13 protein-coding genes are annotated in these 13,052 nt (G+C 60.7%); 5 read left to right on the top strand and 8 right to left on the bottom strand.

Going from position 1 to position 13,052, the window contains the following annotated elements; all coding sequences use genetic code 11:
* Positions 1 to 146: 146 nt before the first annotated feature.
* Positions 147 to 725, top strand: a complete 579-nt coding sequence (locus GSQ80_RS10745) for a hypothetical protein (protein ID WP_158787644.1) — start codon at positions 147 to 149, stop codon at positions 723 to 725.
* 76 nt (positions 726 to 801) lie between these two features.
* Here GSQ80_RS10745 and murA read toward each other — a convergent pair whose 3' ends face one another.
* Entirely contained in the window at positions 802 to 2,082 is a 1,281-nt protein-coding gene (murA, locus tag GSQ80_RS10750; protein ID WP_158787645.1) for a UDP-N-acetylglucosamine 1-carboxyvinyltransferase, read from the bottom strand.
* Between the two features lie 411 nt (positions 2,083 to 2,493).
* Positions 2,494 to 3,459 carry an N-acetylmuramic acid 6-phosphate etherase gene (murQ, locus tag GSQ80_RS10755; RefSeq protein ID WP_254059580.1) on the bottom strand — a complete coding sequence of 322 codons (966 nt, stop codon included), beginning with the start codon at positions 3,457 to 3,459 and terminating at the stop codon, positions 2,494 to 2,496.
* 150 nt (positions 3,460 to 3,609) lie between these two features.
* Here murQ and GSQ80_RS10760 point away from each other — a divergent pair, with 150 nt between their 5' ends.
* Complete coding sequence (locus GSQ80_RS10760; RefSeq protein ID WP_158787646.1) at positions 3,610 to 4,686, top strand: serine hydrolase; 1,077 nt, start codon at positions 3,610 to 3,612, stop codon at positions 4,684 to 4,686.
* 172 nt (positions 4,687 to 4,858) lie between these two features.
* Positions 4,859 to 5,533, top strand: a complete 675-nt coding sequence (lepB, locus tag GSQ80_RS10765; RefSeq protein WP_256369890.1) for a signal peptidase I — start codon at positions 4,859 to 4,861, stop codon at positions 5,531 to 5,533.
* 229 nt (positions 5,534 to 5,762) lie between these two features.
* Here lepB and tpiA read toward each other — a convergent pair whose 3' ends face one another.
* The 4 genes from tpiA to GSQ80_RS10785 form a co-directional block, all read right to left on the bottom strand.
* A complete protein-coding gene (tpiA, locus tag GSQ80_RS10770; RefSeq protein ID WP_158787647.1) occupies positions 5,763 to 6,515 on the bottom strand; it encodes a triose-phosphate isomerase in 753 nt (250 codons plus the stop codon).
* A 78-nt stretch (positions 6,516 to 6,593) separates the two neighbouring features.
* Positions 6,594 to 7,805: a phosphoglycerate kinase gene (gene pgk, locus GSQ80_RS10775; protein WP_158787648.1), complete on the bottom strand. Its 1,212-nt coding sequence runs from the start codon at positions 7,803 to 7,805 to the stop codon at positions 6,594 to 6,596.
* A gap of 118 nt (positions 7,806 to 7,923) precedes the next feature.
* Positions 7,924 to 8,118: a hypothetical protein gene (locus GSQ80_RS10780; protein WP_158787649.1), complete on the bottom strand. Its 195-nt coding sequence runs from the start codon at positions 8,116 to 8,118 to the stop codon at positions 7,924 to 7,926.
* A gap of 36 nt (positions 8,119 to 8,154) precedes the next feature.
* A complete protein-coding gene (locus GSQ80_RS10785; protein ID WP_158787650.1) occupies positions 8,155 to 9,666 on the bottom strand; it encodes an aldehyde dehydrogenase family protein in 1,512 nt (503 codons plus the stop codon).
* A 203-nt stretch (positions 9,667 to 9,869) separates the two neighbouring features.
* On the opposite strand from GSQ80_RS10785, the gene GSQ80_RS10790 reads away from it, so the two are divergent.
* The gene (locus GSQ80_RS10790; protein WP_158787651.1) at positions 9,870 to 10,901 is read left to right on the top strand and encodes a YeiH family protein; all 1,032 of its coding nucleotides are present in this window, start codon (positions 9,870 to 9,872) and stop codon (positions 10,899 to 10,901) included.
* Here the strand turns inward: GSQ80_RS10790 and GSQ80_RS10795 are convergent.
* Together GSQ80_RS10795 and GSQ80_RS10800 are read right to left on the bottom strand one after the other, a co-directional pair.
* Entirely contained in the window at positions 10,898 to 11,827 is a 930-nt protein-coding gene (locus GSQ80_RS10795; RefSeq protein ID WP_158787652.1) for a LysR substrate-binding domain-containing protein, read from the bottom strand. The two genes, GSQ80_RS10790 and GSQ80_RS10795, sit on opposite strands and share 4 nt — an antisense overlap.
* A 70-nt stretch (positions 11,828 to 11,897) precedes the next feature.
* Positions 11,898 to 12,269 (bottom strand): RidA family protein, encoded by a 372-nt coding sequence (locus tag GSQ80_RS10800; RefSeq protein ID WP_216850272.1) that lies wholly within the window; start codon positions 12,267 to 12,269, stop codon positions 11,898 to 11,900.
* Positions 12,270 to 12,359: 90 nt separating this feature from the next.
* Here GSQ80_RS10800 and GSQ80_RS10805 point away from each other — a divergent pair, with 90 nt between their 5' ends.
* A complete protein-coding gene (locus GSQ80_RS10805) occupies positions 12,360 to 13,022 on the top strand; it encodes a DUF6629 family protein (RefSeq protein ID WP_158787654.1) in 663 nt (220 codons plus the stop codon).
* Positions 13,023 to 13,052 lie beyond the last annotated feature (30 nt).

A 13,052-nucleotide genomic window follows, 5' to 3' on the forward strand; every position in this document is an offset into this window, starting at 1 on the left:
CTCCGCTCGAATCTCCCCTCCGCGCAGGCAACCAATTCCTACTGCATCCTTTCGTGCTCCACAGATTAAGCTCGCATTCACCCAATCGCATCTCACTTGTTGCAGGAGATTCCGCTCCCATCATCTCCTCGCAGGAGACTGAACCTATGCAGCTCAATCCGAATGATCCCAGACTCATTATTGGCATCGTAGTACTTGTTGTAATCATCGCCGTGGTCGTAGCCATCGTCATCTACCAGCGCAAAAAGAAGGCCGAACATCTCCGCACCCGCTTCGGCTCCGAATACGACCGCACCGTCCTCGAGCGCGGCTCTGAACGCGACGCACAGGCCGCTCTTGCCGCACGCGAAGAGCGCGTAAACCATCTCCAGATTCGCGACCTCGCCCCCGCCGAACGCGAACGCTTCCTCAACGAGTGGCAGGTTGTGCAGTCGCGCTTCGTCGACCATCCCCGCGGCGCCGTCATCGAGGCCGACGACCTCGTCGCCTCCCTCATGAACGCTCGCGGCTATCCCGTCGCCGACTTCGAGCAGCGTGCCGCCGACATCTCCGTCAACCACCCGCGCGTAGTCGAAAACTATCGCTCGGCCCACGCCATCGCCCAGCGCCTCGCCGGCAACGAAGCCAACACCGAAGAGATGCGCACCGCCATGCTCCAGTACCGCGCCCTCTTCGACGAGCTCCTGCAGATAAACGTAGCCCGCGAGACCGCCGTAGCCGTCTAAAGATTCCCAACCTCAGAGAAAACAATGGCTGCACACCGAATCTGATGTGCAGCCATTGTCGTTTGTTTCCGTTGAATCACCGCTTCCCAAACACCTCGCCCATCCGGCGAATTTGCGCGCCCACACCTCGCAGCTTTTCTTCCAGCCGCTCATACCCGCGATCCATGTGATACACCCGGTCAAGAATGCTCTCGCCATCGGCCACCAGCGCCGCCAGCACCAGCGCGGCACTCGCCCGCAGATCCGAACACATCACCGCAGCCGACTGCAGCTTCGTCCCGCCGCGCACGGTAGCCGACCGCCCCTGGACCGAAATATTCGCGCCCATCCGGTTCAGCTCGCCTACATGCATAAAGCGGTTCTCAAAAATATTTTCCGTCACAATCGACGTGCCCTCCGCCTGCGTCATCAGCGCCATATACTGCGCCTGCATATCGGTAGGGAAGCCCGGATACTCTTCAGTCGTAATATCGGCAGCTTTCAACGCGCTGCCCGAATGAACCCGCACATTCTCCTTGCCGATCTCAAGTTTCACACCGCACTCTTCGAGCTTTGAAAGCAGCGCGCCCAGGTGCTCCGGATTGCAGCAATCAATATTCAAATCCCCGCCCGTAATTGCTCCCGCCATCAAGTACGTTCCCGCCTCAATGCGATCCGGATTAATCCGATGCCGCGCACCATGCAATTTCGCAACGCCCTTAATCTTGATCGTAGAAGTCCCCGCACCCTCGATCTTCGCGCCCATCGCATTTAGCAGCGCCGCAAGGTCCATCACCTCCGGCTCGCGCGCGCAGTTCTCGAACAGCGACTCGCCCTCCGCCATCGCCGCCGCCATCAACAGATCTTCAGTCCCCGTCACTGTGATCTTGTCGAAGACAATATGCGCGCCCTTCAACCGCTCCACCCGCGCCTCCAGGTAGCCATGCTCCTGCGTGATCGTCGCACCCATCGCCTCCAGGCCCTTGATATGCAGATCGATCGGCCGACCCCCAATAGCGCATCCACCCGGCATCGCCACGCGCGCCATCCCTGTCCGCGCAATCAGCGGCCCCAACACCAGCGAGCTCGCCCGCATGGTCTTCACAATCTCGTACTTCGCCACCGGATCGCTCAACACCGCGCACTTAATCGACGTCCGATGCTGCGCCCGCCCATACCCCAGCTCCACCTCAGCGCCCATCGACTCGAGCAACTTCCGCTCCGTCTCAATATCCCGCACCTGCGGAATATTCTCGAGGATCACCTCATCCTCAGTCAGAATCGCAGCAGCCATACAAGGCAGCGCAGAGTTCTTCGCCCCCGAAATCTTGATCGTCCCAAGCAGGGGATTGCCCCCGCGAATAACAAACTTATCCATCCCTCCAGTGTAGATGCGACACAGCGAGGAAATCCCAACCAGCGATCCCAACAGCTACGGGAGTATCCCCGCAAGCACCACCTAAGGTCGGGTGCCCCATCTTCGGCGCGGCCTCATGCGCCTAAGGCGGGCAATTTGCGGTAGCAAACGACCGCTCTCTTCCGTACCCTACACAACCGTCATCTCGACCTCAGCCGCGCACTTTCGCCCGCCCATCAAGCCCGCCATCTCGACCGCAGCTGCGCGCACTTGCGCGGCGAGTGGAGAGACCACTGCATTCGCACTTGTCGTTGTTTTTGCTGTTGCCTCTGAGATAGGCCGGGACTTCAGTCCCGGCATTAAGCCCCCACCTACACCCTGGCTTTAGCCCCTGGGACTCTCTGCTTCTACTCGGCTGTCCTTGCCGTCGCCCTACAGCTCCAGCCGCGAGTCCTCAATAGCCAGCCGCACATTCCCATCCGACTTCTGCAGGCGCCGCACGGCCTCCATCTTATCCACATTAGCCTTCAGCATCACCACCGCAATCGGTATCGACTTGCCCGCCGACTTGATCGTCCGAATCGCCGTCTCGCGATCAATCCCGCACACCTTCATCAGCACCCGAATCCCGCGCTCCACCAGCTTCGCGTTCTTCATGTGCACGTTCACCATCAGGTTGTCGTAAACGTAGCCCAGCCGCGTCATTGCTCCCGTGGTAATCATGTTCAAAATCATCTTCTGCGCAGTCGACGCCTTCATGCGCGTCGACCCCGACAAGATCTCCGGCCCAACCTCCGCCAGGATCGTAATGTCCACCACCTGCGATAGGTCAGAGTTCACGTTGCACGTAATCGCCGCCGTCTTCGCGCCGCAAGCCCGCGCATATTCGGTCGCACCCACCACGTACGGCGTCCGTCCGGAAGCCGAAACTCCAATCACAATGTCCTTGCGCGTCGGACGCCGCCGGGCAATATCCCTCTGCCCCAACTCCGGCGAATCCTCATTCACGTCACTAGCGCTCGCCAGCGCCTTCGGTCCGCCCGCCATAATGTACTGAACCTGCTGCGGTGCGGTGGAGAACGTCGGCGGACACTCCGAAGCATCCAACGCCGAAATCCGCCCCGACGAACCCGCACCCACATAAATCAACCGTCCGCCATCCCGGAGCGAGCGCGCCACCGTATCAATCACCATCGCGATCTCGGGCAGCGCCTTCTTAACGGCGGCCGCAATCTTCGCGTCTTCGTGATTAATAATCCGCGCAATTTCAATAGCGGATTTGGTGTCGAGACCCTCCGATGCCTCGTTGGGTCGTTCAGTTGGGAGATTTTCGAGATCGGAAACAGCCCGTGCAAACGGCTGCTCAATCGGAGATGAGGGCATAGTCAGTGTTGACATGGCAAATAGGTCACCACACTCAGTCTACTGCATTAGCCTGTGATGCGTCGTGCATCACAGTACCTCTTCAGGCTCCTGTGGTATGTCGTATGGCCGACGTACCCACCTAAATCCCCGCGTATCATCATCCCGAGGACCCCTTAACCAACGATGCGCACTCTTCCCATCCCCTCCCTCCGCCGTGCCCTTTTGCCGGCTGCCGCCCTGCTCAGCACCGCCATCGCCGCCCAAACCCCAGTCCAGCCGCCCGCCCCGACCCTCCAGCAGCAACTCCAGCAACTCACCTCCGCCCGCGTAACCACTGGCCTCGGCCACACCGCCCTCTACGCCATCCAACTCAACACCCAAAACGTCGTCGGCATCGACGCCAACCTTCCCGTCCAGACCGCCTCCGTCATCAAGCTCGGCATCCTCTATCACGCCATGGTCGAAGTCCGCGCAGGCAAAGCCCGCTGGGACGAGCCCATCACCCTCCACCCCCACCAAGCCGTTGCCGGCTCCGGGCTCCTCACCTTCCTCGACACCCCCGTCACGCTCACCCTCAAAGACGTCCTCACCATGATGGTCATCGTGAGCGACAACACCGCCACAAACCTCGCCATCGACCGCTTCGGCATAGACCCCGTCAACGCTCGCCTCCAGGCCCTTGGCCTAGAAAACACCCATCTCTACAAGAAGGTCATGCTCCCCGCCACCGGCCCCATGCCCGCCGACCAGCCCAAATTCGGCCTCGGCAAGACCACCCCGCACGAGATGGCCTACCTCATGGAAGCCATCGGCCTCTGCCATCTCCACCAGCAGGGAACTGCCACCACCCCCGGCGCCGCCCATTTCCTTCCCACCGACGCCGCCGACCGCGCCGTCTGCTCCGTAGCCCTCAATATGCTCAAAAACCAGTTCTACCGCGAGACCATCCCGCGCTACCTCGAAGCCGTTGACACCTCCGAGACCGGTACCGCCATCGCCAGCAAAACCGGCTCGCTCGACGCCGTCCGCGCCGACGTCGCCATCGTCATGGGCAAATCCGGCCCCATGGTCCTCTCCATCTTCACCTACGACAATCGCGACCACGGATGGACCGTCGACAACGAAGCCGAAGTCTCCATCGCCAAGCTCGGCAAGCTCATCGTCAACACCTGGAGCCCCACGGGCCTAGACGGCAAAAACCTCATCCCCGGCCTCGGCCTTCCCGATTCCACCACCATCCCCTCACCGCCCACGCCCTAGCTCAATCACCCTGGGGGTGCCCCATCCGTACGCGCTGTTTGCGGATGGGTGGGATGAATCACTCAAAACCCGCATTCAAGCCTGCGTACACAAGCTCACGTGTATCGTCTAATCTCAAAGGAGCCGCTTTTTACCGGCTCAGCACCGCCATCGCCACCGAGGCTTCCAGAACTTGCCCGATCTACAACCACCGCTCGCCGAACAAGAAGCCGAGCAGTCCCCAGCGCCCCCCCTCGCTCCCGATCTGCCCACCGAACCGAGTCCGGTTCCACCACTCCCACCCGCGCCTCAGTTCCGCTCCGGCGAAACCCTTGTCCCCCAGCTCCCCCCCGCCGAGCCCACCGGCTGGCGCTCCTGGTCGCGCGACATTCTCTTCTCCGTCGCCGTTTCGCTCTTCATCATCCTCTTCCTCTACCAGCCCGTGCGCGTCGAAGGCACCAGCATGCTCCCCCGCCTGCAGGATCAGGATCGCCTCTTCATCAACAAGTTCGCCTATCGTTTCGAGTCCATCCACCGCGGCGACGTCGTCGTCTTCCTCTATCCCGGCGACCACACCAAGAGTTACATCAAGCGCGTCATCGCCCTCCCCGGCGACAGCGTGCGCATCGACCATGGCGACGTCTACGTCAACGATCGCCCCATCCGCGAACCCTACGTCCCTAACCGCTTCCGCGACGAACGCTCCGAGCCCGAGCGCATCGTTCCCGCCAACGACTTCTGGGTCATGGGCGACCACCGCAACATCTCCAGCGACAGCCGCGACTTCGGCCCCGTCCCCCGCGCCCTCATCTACGGCAAAGCCGCCTTCGTCTACTGGCCTATGGACCAAACCGGCGTAGTCCACTAGCGCCAGACTCGCCTCGCTGAAGCCCTCGTTCCCCAATTACATTGTCATCCTGAGCGGAGCGCAAAGCGCGCAGCCGAAGCACCCCGAGGGCGATCTTTCCACCGAAACCGCCCAACCCTTCGACCAATGCTGCTCCCGTCGTTGCCTTTGCTTTTCTGGCTGTCATTCCGAGCGCAGCGAGGAACCTGCTTCTCGCGCGAAGCGCGCCCGTTCTACCCGCGCAATTCGTCTACTCGTACTTCACAATATTCGCGAACGTAGTCGGCACCAAACTCGCTCCACCCACCAGCGCCCCATCAATATCCGGCTGCGCCATCAACGACGAAATATTCTCCGGCTTCACCGACCCCCCATACAAAATCCGCGTCTTCTCCGCTGTCTCCAAGCCGCAGCAATGCGCCAGCTCCTGCCGAATAATCCCATGCGCCTGCTCGGCAACATCCGGGTGCGCGGTCGACCCAGTCCCGATCGCCCAGATCGGCTCATACGCCACCACCAGCCGCCGCGCCTCGCTCGCCGAAATGTTCCTCAGCGCCGTCCGCACCTGTGTCCGCAGAACATCTGCTGTCTGCAAATCCTCACGCTCGGCCAGCATCTCGCCAAAGCAAACAATTGGCGTGATCCCATGATTGATCGCCGCCTTCAACTTCAAATTCACGCGCTCATACGTCTCGCTAAAATACAGCCGTTGTTCCGAGTGCCCCAGCAGCACGTGCCGCGCGCCGATCGACACCAGCATCGTAGGCGACGTCTGCCCCGTATATGGCCCTTCGTTCAGCCAATGCATGTTCTGCGCCCCGGCACACACATTCGTGCCCAGCGAAGCCTCAATCACATACGCCAGCGAGCTCATCGTAGGGAACAGCAGAATCTCGTCCCGCCCATGCCCCTCCACCAGCGGAAGAAACGCATCCAGAAACGCCAGCGACTCCTTCGGCGTCTTGTACATCTTCCAATTTCCTGCAATGACCGGCTTCCGCATCCACTCTCCTGGCACACGTGAAAAGAAAATATGTGCGCGTACCAACGACTGGCAAATTACCTGAACGCCTATCGCACACTACTTCTCCGTCAGCGCCGCAACCCCCGGTAACGTCTTCCCCTCAAGGAACTCCAGGCTCGCACCACCACCTGTTGAGATGTGCGTGATCTTGTCCGCGACTCCAGAATTATGCAGCGCCGCCACCGAGTCACCACCACCCACAATCGTGATCGCATCCTCATTCTTCGCCAATGCCTTCGCAATCGCGTTCGTCCCCTTGGCAAACGCCGGAAACTCCGCCACCCCCATCGGCCCATTCCAAACAATCGTCGCCGCCTCCGCAATCTCTTCCGCGAACAGCTTCACCGTAGCCGGCCCAATGTCCAGCGCCATCCACTCAGCAGGGAAGGGCCCATCGCCCGAGAACAACTGCGTCTTCGCATCCGCCGCAAACTTATCGGCGAGGCAATGATCCACCGGCAGCAGAAACTTCACTCCTCGCGCCTCGGCCTTCTTCAACGCAGCCTTCGCGACATCGATCTTGTCAGTCTCCACCAGCGACTTGCCCGTCGTCTGCCCCATCGCATTCAGAAACGTGTACGTCATCCCCCCACCAATCAGCAGCGAATCCACGCGATCCAACAGCGCATTGATGACCTCAATCTTGTCCGACACCTTCGCCCCGCCAATGATCGCGACAAACGGCCGAAACGGCTCCGTCACCGCCTTGCCCAAATAATTCAGTTCCTTCTCCATCAACAATCCCGCAGCCGACTGCCCCACATAATGCGTGATCCCCTCGGTCGACGCATGCGCCCGATGCGCCGCACCAAACGCATCGTTCACGTACACATCGCACAACTTCGCAAGCTGCTGCGCAAACCCCGGATCGTTCAACTCTTCGCCTGCATGAAATCTCAAATTCTCCAGCAGCAGCGTCTGCCCCGACTCAAGATTATCGGCCATCTCCTCCGCCACCGGCCCAACACAATCCGGAGCGAACGCCACATTCTCATCCGCATCCAACACGCCATCCAGCAACATCCGCAGCCGCGCCACCACCGGCTTCAAGCTCATCGAGTCAACCTTCTTACCCTTTGGTCGACCCAGGTGCGCCGCCAGAATCACCTTCGCCTTGCGCCGCAGCGCATACTCAATCGTCGGTATCGTCTCGCGGATCCGCGTGTCATCCGTGATCGTGCCCTCCTTCGAGAGCGGCACGTTGAAGTCAACGCGAATGAAGACACGTTTGCCAGTAAGGTCGAGGTCACGAATCGAAAGCTTTGACATTGCCAGAAGGATAACCGAACCAACTGCAATTGAATAGCAAACAGCCCCATCCAATCCGCGAACACGTCGCGCATCGAACAGGGTTGTCTGTGGAAAACCAGTAGTGTCTCAGTTTGAATTAGCGGAGGTTGTTAACGATTGCCGCCATGGTTACCATTCCAAGGGTCGCCGCTATAATTGCCCACGCCATCGGCTTAGCGAAGTTGAGCGTGACAGGAAGTCCGGTCCTCTTCGCCACGAATAGACGTGACTCCTCTGGATTGAAATAGAAAACCAGAAGTTTCCAATGCTCCGGGTTCCTGTCGGTCCGCATGATTGCCTCCGCGTGGGTCTCGCAACGTTGATTATTTTACAACTTCACGGTCACCGCCTTCACCTCGGTGTAATTGTTCAGCACCTCCGCGCCCATCTCGCGTCCCCATCCCGACTGTTTATACCCGCCAAACGGCAACGCCGCGTCGAACACATTGTGACAATTCACCCACACCGTTCCCGCCTTAATCCGCCGCGCCATCTTGTGTGCCGCTGATATATCACGCGTCCAAACACTAGCCGCCAGCCCATAGATCGAATCATTCGCCTGCGCCGCCAGCCGATCAAGATCAGCGTCCGAAGCAAAGCTCTGCGCCACCACCACCGGTCCAAAGATCTCCTCGTCCACAACCTTCATCCCTGGCTTCACACCCGACATCACGGTAGGCGCCACAAAATATCCGCGCCCACCATGCTCCTTCCCTCCCGCAACAAACTTCGCACCCTGCTCGCGTCCGCTCTTCAAAAATCCATTCACGCGCGCAAACTGCTCATCGCTCACTAGCGGCCCAAGCTCAGTAGAAGGGTCCAGCCCCTCGCCCATCTTGATCTTTCCCGCAATGTCGCTAACGCCGCTCACCACTTGGTCGAACACGCTCTCATGCGCAAACAGCCGCGAGCCCGCGCAGCAACACTGACCCTGGTTGAAGAAGATTGCCGAAGCCGCACCCGCAATCGCCGCATCCATATCCGCGTCGGGAAAAATAATCGCAGGACTCTTCCCACCCAGCTCCAGCGTCACCTTCTTCAAGTTCCCGGTAGCCGCCTTCGCAATCAACTTGCCCACTTCGGTCGATCCGGTGAACGCAACCTTGTCCACCAAATCATGCGCCGCCAGCGGAGCCCCGCAAGCCTCGCCAAACCCGGTCAGCACATTCACGACGCCAGCAGGGAAGCCAGCCTCCTCAATCAACTGCGCCAGCCGCAACCCCGTCAACGGCGTCTGCTCCGCAAGCTTCAGCACGACTGTGCATCCAACCGCCAGCGCCGGCCCCAATTTCCAGGCCGCCATGAGCAAGGGAAAGTTCCAGGGAATAATCTGCGCGACAACTCCAATAGGTTCCCGCACCGTGTAGCTCAGAAAGTCGTTGCCAGCTGACAGCGGAATCGTAGACCCCATCGTCTTCGTAGCCCATCCCGACATATACCGAAACAAATCCACCGCCAGCGGCACATCCGCCACCCGCGCAATCGAAACTGGCTTGCCATTATCCAGCGACTCCAATTCCGCAAACTCGTCCGTATGCTGCTCCAGCAAATCCGCCAGCCGATACAGCAATTGCCCGCGTTTCGACGGCGACATCGCCGGCCACGCACCACCATCAAACGCCCGCCGCGCCGCCCGCACCGCGCGATCCACATCCACATGATCGCCCTCAGGAACCTGGCAAATCTCCTCACCCGTCGCCGGGTTATAGACAGGGAAAGTCTTTCCCGCCGAAGCCGACGTAAACTTCCCGTCGATATACATCTGGTGCTTGCTGGTTACAAAAGCCGAGGCAGCGGCGCCCAAACGGGAGTCGACGATAGGAGAAGTAGCAGTGGCCATGGGAGTGGCTCCTTGGTTAGCCGCCGCGCCGAATCCCTCAGCGCAGCCGCCGTTTTACGAACGCCAAAACTCTAGCACCACCCGCCCACCCCTGTCGTGAACCCCGCATAAATCCATCCGCCCCAACAAATTCCTAATGGCCCATCACAACTTCTACTTGGACGCCGCACCGCTGCTACCCGAAAGTAGATCTCGGAGCAACCATGCCTACCGCAACCCACGCAATCGAACCCACCACGACGCATTCGCCCACTCATCCGGCAGCGCACAAACTCCTCGACAGCCGCACCCTCTTCCTTCTCGGCCTCCTCATCGCCGGCAGTAGCATCGTCTCCCCACCCGTCGCACTCGTCGGTGGCATCGCCTTCGGCTTCACAGTCGACCACCCCCTCCGCGCCGAATCCGCCCGCCTCTCCAAACTCCTCCTCCAGGCCTCCGTCATCGCTCTCGGCTTCGGCATGAACATCCAGCAAGTCGCCCACGCCGGCCGCTCCGGCTTCGCCTACACCGCCATCAGCATCACCACCGCCATGGTCCTCGGCCTCGCACTCGGTAAACTCCTCCACATCGGAGGCAAGGCCTCCTTCCTCATCACCGCCGGCACCGCCATCTGCGGAGGCAGCGCGATCGCCGCCATCGCCCCCATCACCAACGCCAACGAAGAAGAGATCAGCGTCTCCATGGGCACCGTCTTCCTGCTCAACTCTGTCGCTCTCCTGCTCTTTCCCCCCATCGGCCACCTGCTCCATCTAACGCAAAACCAGTTCGGCCTCTGGGCCGCGCTCGCCATCCACGACACCAGCTCCGTCGTAGGAGCAGCCGCAGCCTACGGCACCCAGGCCCTCGCCATTGGCACCACCGTCAAGCTAGCCCGAGCCCTCTGGATCGTCCCCGTAAGCCTCTTCACCGCCGTCTACATGGCCCGTGTCGTAACCCAACGCAACTACCCCACCACACACCACCGCAGCAAAGTAACCATCCCCTGGTTCATCCTCTTTTTCTGCGCCGCTGCCGCTCTCGCCACCTATCTCCCGAGCTTCCACCACACCTTCGCCGCGCTCAACCACCTAGGCAAGGCCGGACTCACCGCAACCCTCTTCCTCATCGGCACCAGCCTCTCGAAGAAAACTCTCCGTCAGGTAGGAGTCCGTCCGCTAGTGCAGGGAATCGTCCTTTGGATCATCGTAGGCGCAGCCTCTCTGGCCGCCATTTACTTCCACCTGATTGCGATCTAGCTCTTCCGCGCGCGCCCAGTAGCCCGAGGCGCCAAGCCCTCCGCACGCTCCAGCACAAACCGCCGAAACGCCCCCACCACCCCCACCGGCTCCGGCCCCGCCACCGTCGCCACCGCGAACACTCTCCCCAACTCCAACCCCTTCACCCGAGCCACCCGCAACGTCCCCAACGCCAACTGCGCACGCACCGCCCACCGTGACACGAACGCCACACCCAAACCCGCCTCCACCGCACTCAACAATCCCTCAGTAGAATCGAACGTCATCCGCACATTCATCTCGCGCACCTTCAACCCCGCACGCTCGAACGCCTGTTCCACAATCTTCCGCGAACCCGATCCCAGCTCCCGCGTTACCAGCGTCGCCTCCTGCAGCTGCGCGAGCGTGACCTCCTCATCCGCCCATTCATGACCCGCCGGCACCACGCACACCATGTGGTCTTCCATAAACGGATCCACCCGCACATCCTGCCGCATCGCTGGCCCCTCAATCAGCCCCACCTGCGCGCGATGCTCCATCAGCGCCTCCAATACCCCCTGCGTATTCCCGCTCACCACCGAAATCTCCACCCGAGGATTCTCCGCCAGGAACGAAGCAATCAGCCGCGGCAACAAATACTGCCCAATCGTCTGCGACGCCGCAATCGTCAACGCCCCCGCATTCCGACTAGTAGTCGCAGCCACCGCCTGCACCGCCTCCGCCGAAACCTCCGCCAACTTTTCCGCGAACGGCAGCAGCGCGACGCCCGCAGCCGTCAATGCAATCCGTCCCCCCGCGCGATCGAACAGCGCCACCTCCAGTTCCGCCTCCAGCGCTTTGACCTGCTGAGTCACAGCCGGCTGCGTCAGCAGCAACTCCTCCGCGGCCACGCGAAAGTTCAGCCGCCGCGCCACCGTGCGAAACACCTTCAGCCGAAAATTCTCCATCCCCGAATCCTAGCCCCACTCAAGCCGGGTGCCCCATATCTCGCCTCTGAGATGTGGGTTTTACGAAGCCCTATTCCGCCACAACGGCTTCCGCCTCAATCTCCACCCGCCACTTAGGATTTAGCAGTGCCGCGACCACCATCGTAGCCGCCGGCCGAATCTCTCCAAACACCTCGCCATGCGCCCGCCCAATCTCCTCCCAATCCTCCGCACGCGCAATAAACATCCGAGTCCGCACCACGTCCTCAAACCCCGCCCCCGCTTGACTCAACGCCTTCTCGATCAACCCCAGCACCACCCGAGTCTGTTCCGCCGCACCAAGCTCCTCCGCCCCCACCGGCCCCGTACCCGACACATGCACCACGTTCCCAATCCGCACCGCCCGTGAAAACCCAATCACCGGCTCATACGGCGACGTCCCCGCAATATTCGTTCGCTTCATCTCTGCACTCATGCCCCTATGTTATCCCCGTAGCCGACGCCCCCACCACACCTGCGTTATGATCTCCAGAACCCCGAGGTCTTTCCCCCAATGTGCTTCTCCGCAACCGCGAACTTTGTCGGCAGTGGCGTCCTAACCGCCGTAGGCGTCGTCACCTTAACCAAGGTCCGTCATCGTCGCGAGCTCCTCTTCGCCTCGCTCCCCACCCTCTTCGCCATCCACCAGTTCATCGAAGGCTTCGTCTGGCTAGGCCTCGACGGCTACGTCTCCCAAACCACCATGCACAACATGGGCGCCGCCTTCATGCTCTACGCCCAGGGACTCCTCCCGTTCCTCATCCCTTTAAGCGTCATGCTCTTCGAAGCCACCGCCAAGAACCGCAACCGCATGTGGCCCTTCCTGATCATCGGAACCGGAACCACGCTCTACATGCTTTGGGCCTTGATCGCATACCCAACCCACATCTACGTCAAAGCCAACAGCATCGTCTACATCAACGACGCCACCAACAACACCACCCTGGCCATCCTCTACGTCATCGCCACCTGCGGCACGCTCTTCTTCTCCAAGGTCAAGGACATGGTCCTCTTCGGCGCCGCCAACCTGATCATCCTGCTAACGGTGATGGCAGTAAAGCGCTATGCCTTCACCAGCCTCTGGTGCGCCTACGCAGCGGTCGCCAGCATCATCATCCTGGCCTACTTTTGGAAATCCGCCGGCCTCCGCCCCTTCAAATACGTCACCGTCCTCTAAGGGCAAAGGTTCTCAGTTCTCAGTTGTCAG

The organism is Granulicella sp. L46 (genome assembly GCF_009765785.1).
Classification (GTDB): Bacteria; Acidobacteriota; Terriglobia; order Terriglobales; family Acidobacteriaceae; genus Granulicella.

Excerpts from the sequence above, each read along its gene's own strand:
- GSQ80_RS10745 (WP_158787644.1), top strand. The coding sequence starts at position 147 with ATGCAGCTCAATCCGAATGATCCCAGACTCATTATTGGCATCGTAGTA.
- pgk (WP_158787648.1), bottom strand. The coding sequence starts at position 7,805 with ATGTCAAAGCTTTCGATTCGTGACCTCGACCTTACTGGCAAACGTGTC.
- GSQ80_RS10800 (WP_216850272.1), bottom strand. The coding sequence starts at position 12,269 with ATGAAGCGAACGAATATTGCGGGGACGTCGCCGTATGAGCCGGTGATT.
- GSQ80_RS10780 (WP_158787649.1), bottom strand. The coding sequence starts at position 8,118 with ATGCGGACCGACAGGAACCCGGAGCATTGGAAACTTCTGGTTTTCTAT.
- murA (WP_158787645.1), bottom strand. The coding sequence starts at position 2,082 with ATGGATAAGTTTGTTATTCGCGGGGGCAATCCCCTGCTTGGGACGATC.
- GSQ80_RS10795 (WP_158787652.1), bottom strand. The coding sequence starts at position 11,827 with ATGGAGAATTTTCGGCTGAAGGTGTTTCGCACGGTGGCGCGGCGGCTG.
- GSQ80_RS10790 (WP_158787651.1), top strand. The coding sequence starts at position 9,870 with ATGCCTACCGCAACCCACGCAATCGAACCCACCACGACGCATTCGCCC.
- GSQ80_RS10760 (WP_158787646.1), top strand. The coding sequence starts at position 3,610 with ATGCGCACTCTTCCCATCCCCTCCCTCCGCCGTGCCCTTTTGCCGGCT.
- murQ (WP_254059580.1), bottom strand. The coding sequence starts at position 3,459 with ATGTCAACACTGACTATGCCCTCATCTCCGATTGAGCAGCCGTTTGCA.
- GSQ80_RS10805 (WP_158787654.1), top strand. The coding sequence starts at position 12,360 with ATGTGCTTCTCCGCAACCGCGAACTTTGTCGGCAGTGGCGTCCTAACC.
- GSQ80_RS10785 (WP_158787650.1), bottom strand. The coding sequence starts at position 9,666 with ATGGCCACTGCTACTTCTCCTATCGTCGACTCCCGTTTGGGCGCCGCT.
- tpiA (WP_158787647.1), bottom strand. The coding sequence starts at position 6,515 with ATGCGGAAGCCGGTCATTGCAGGAAATTGGAAGATGTACAAGACGCCG.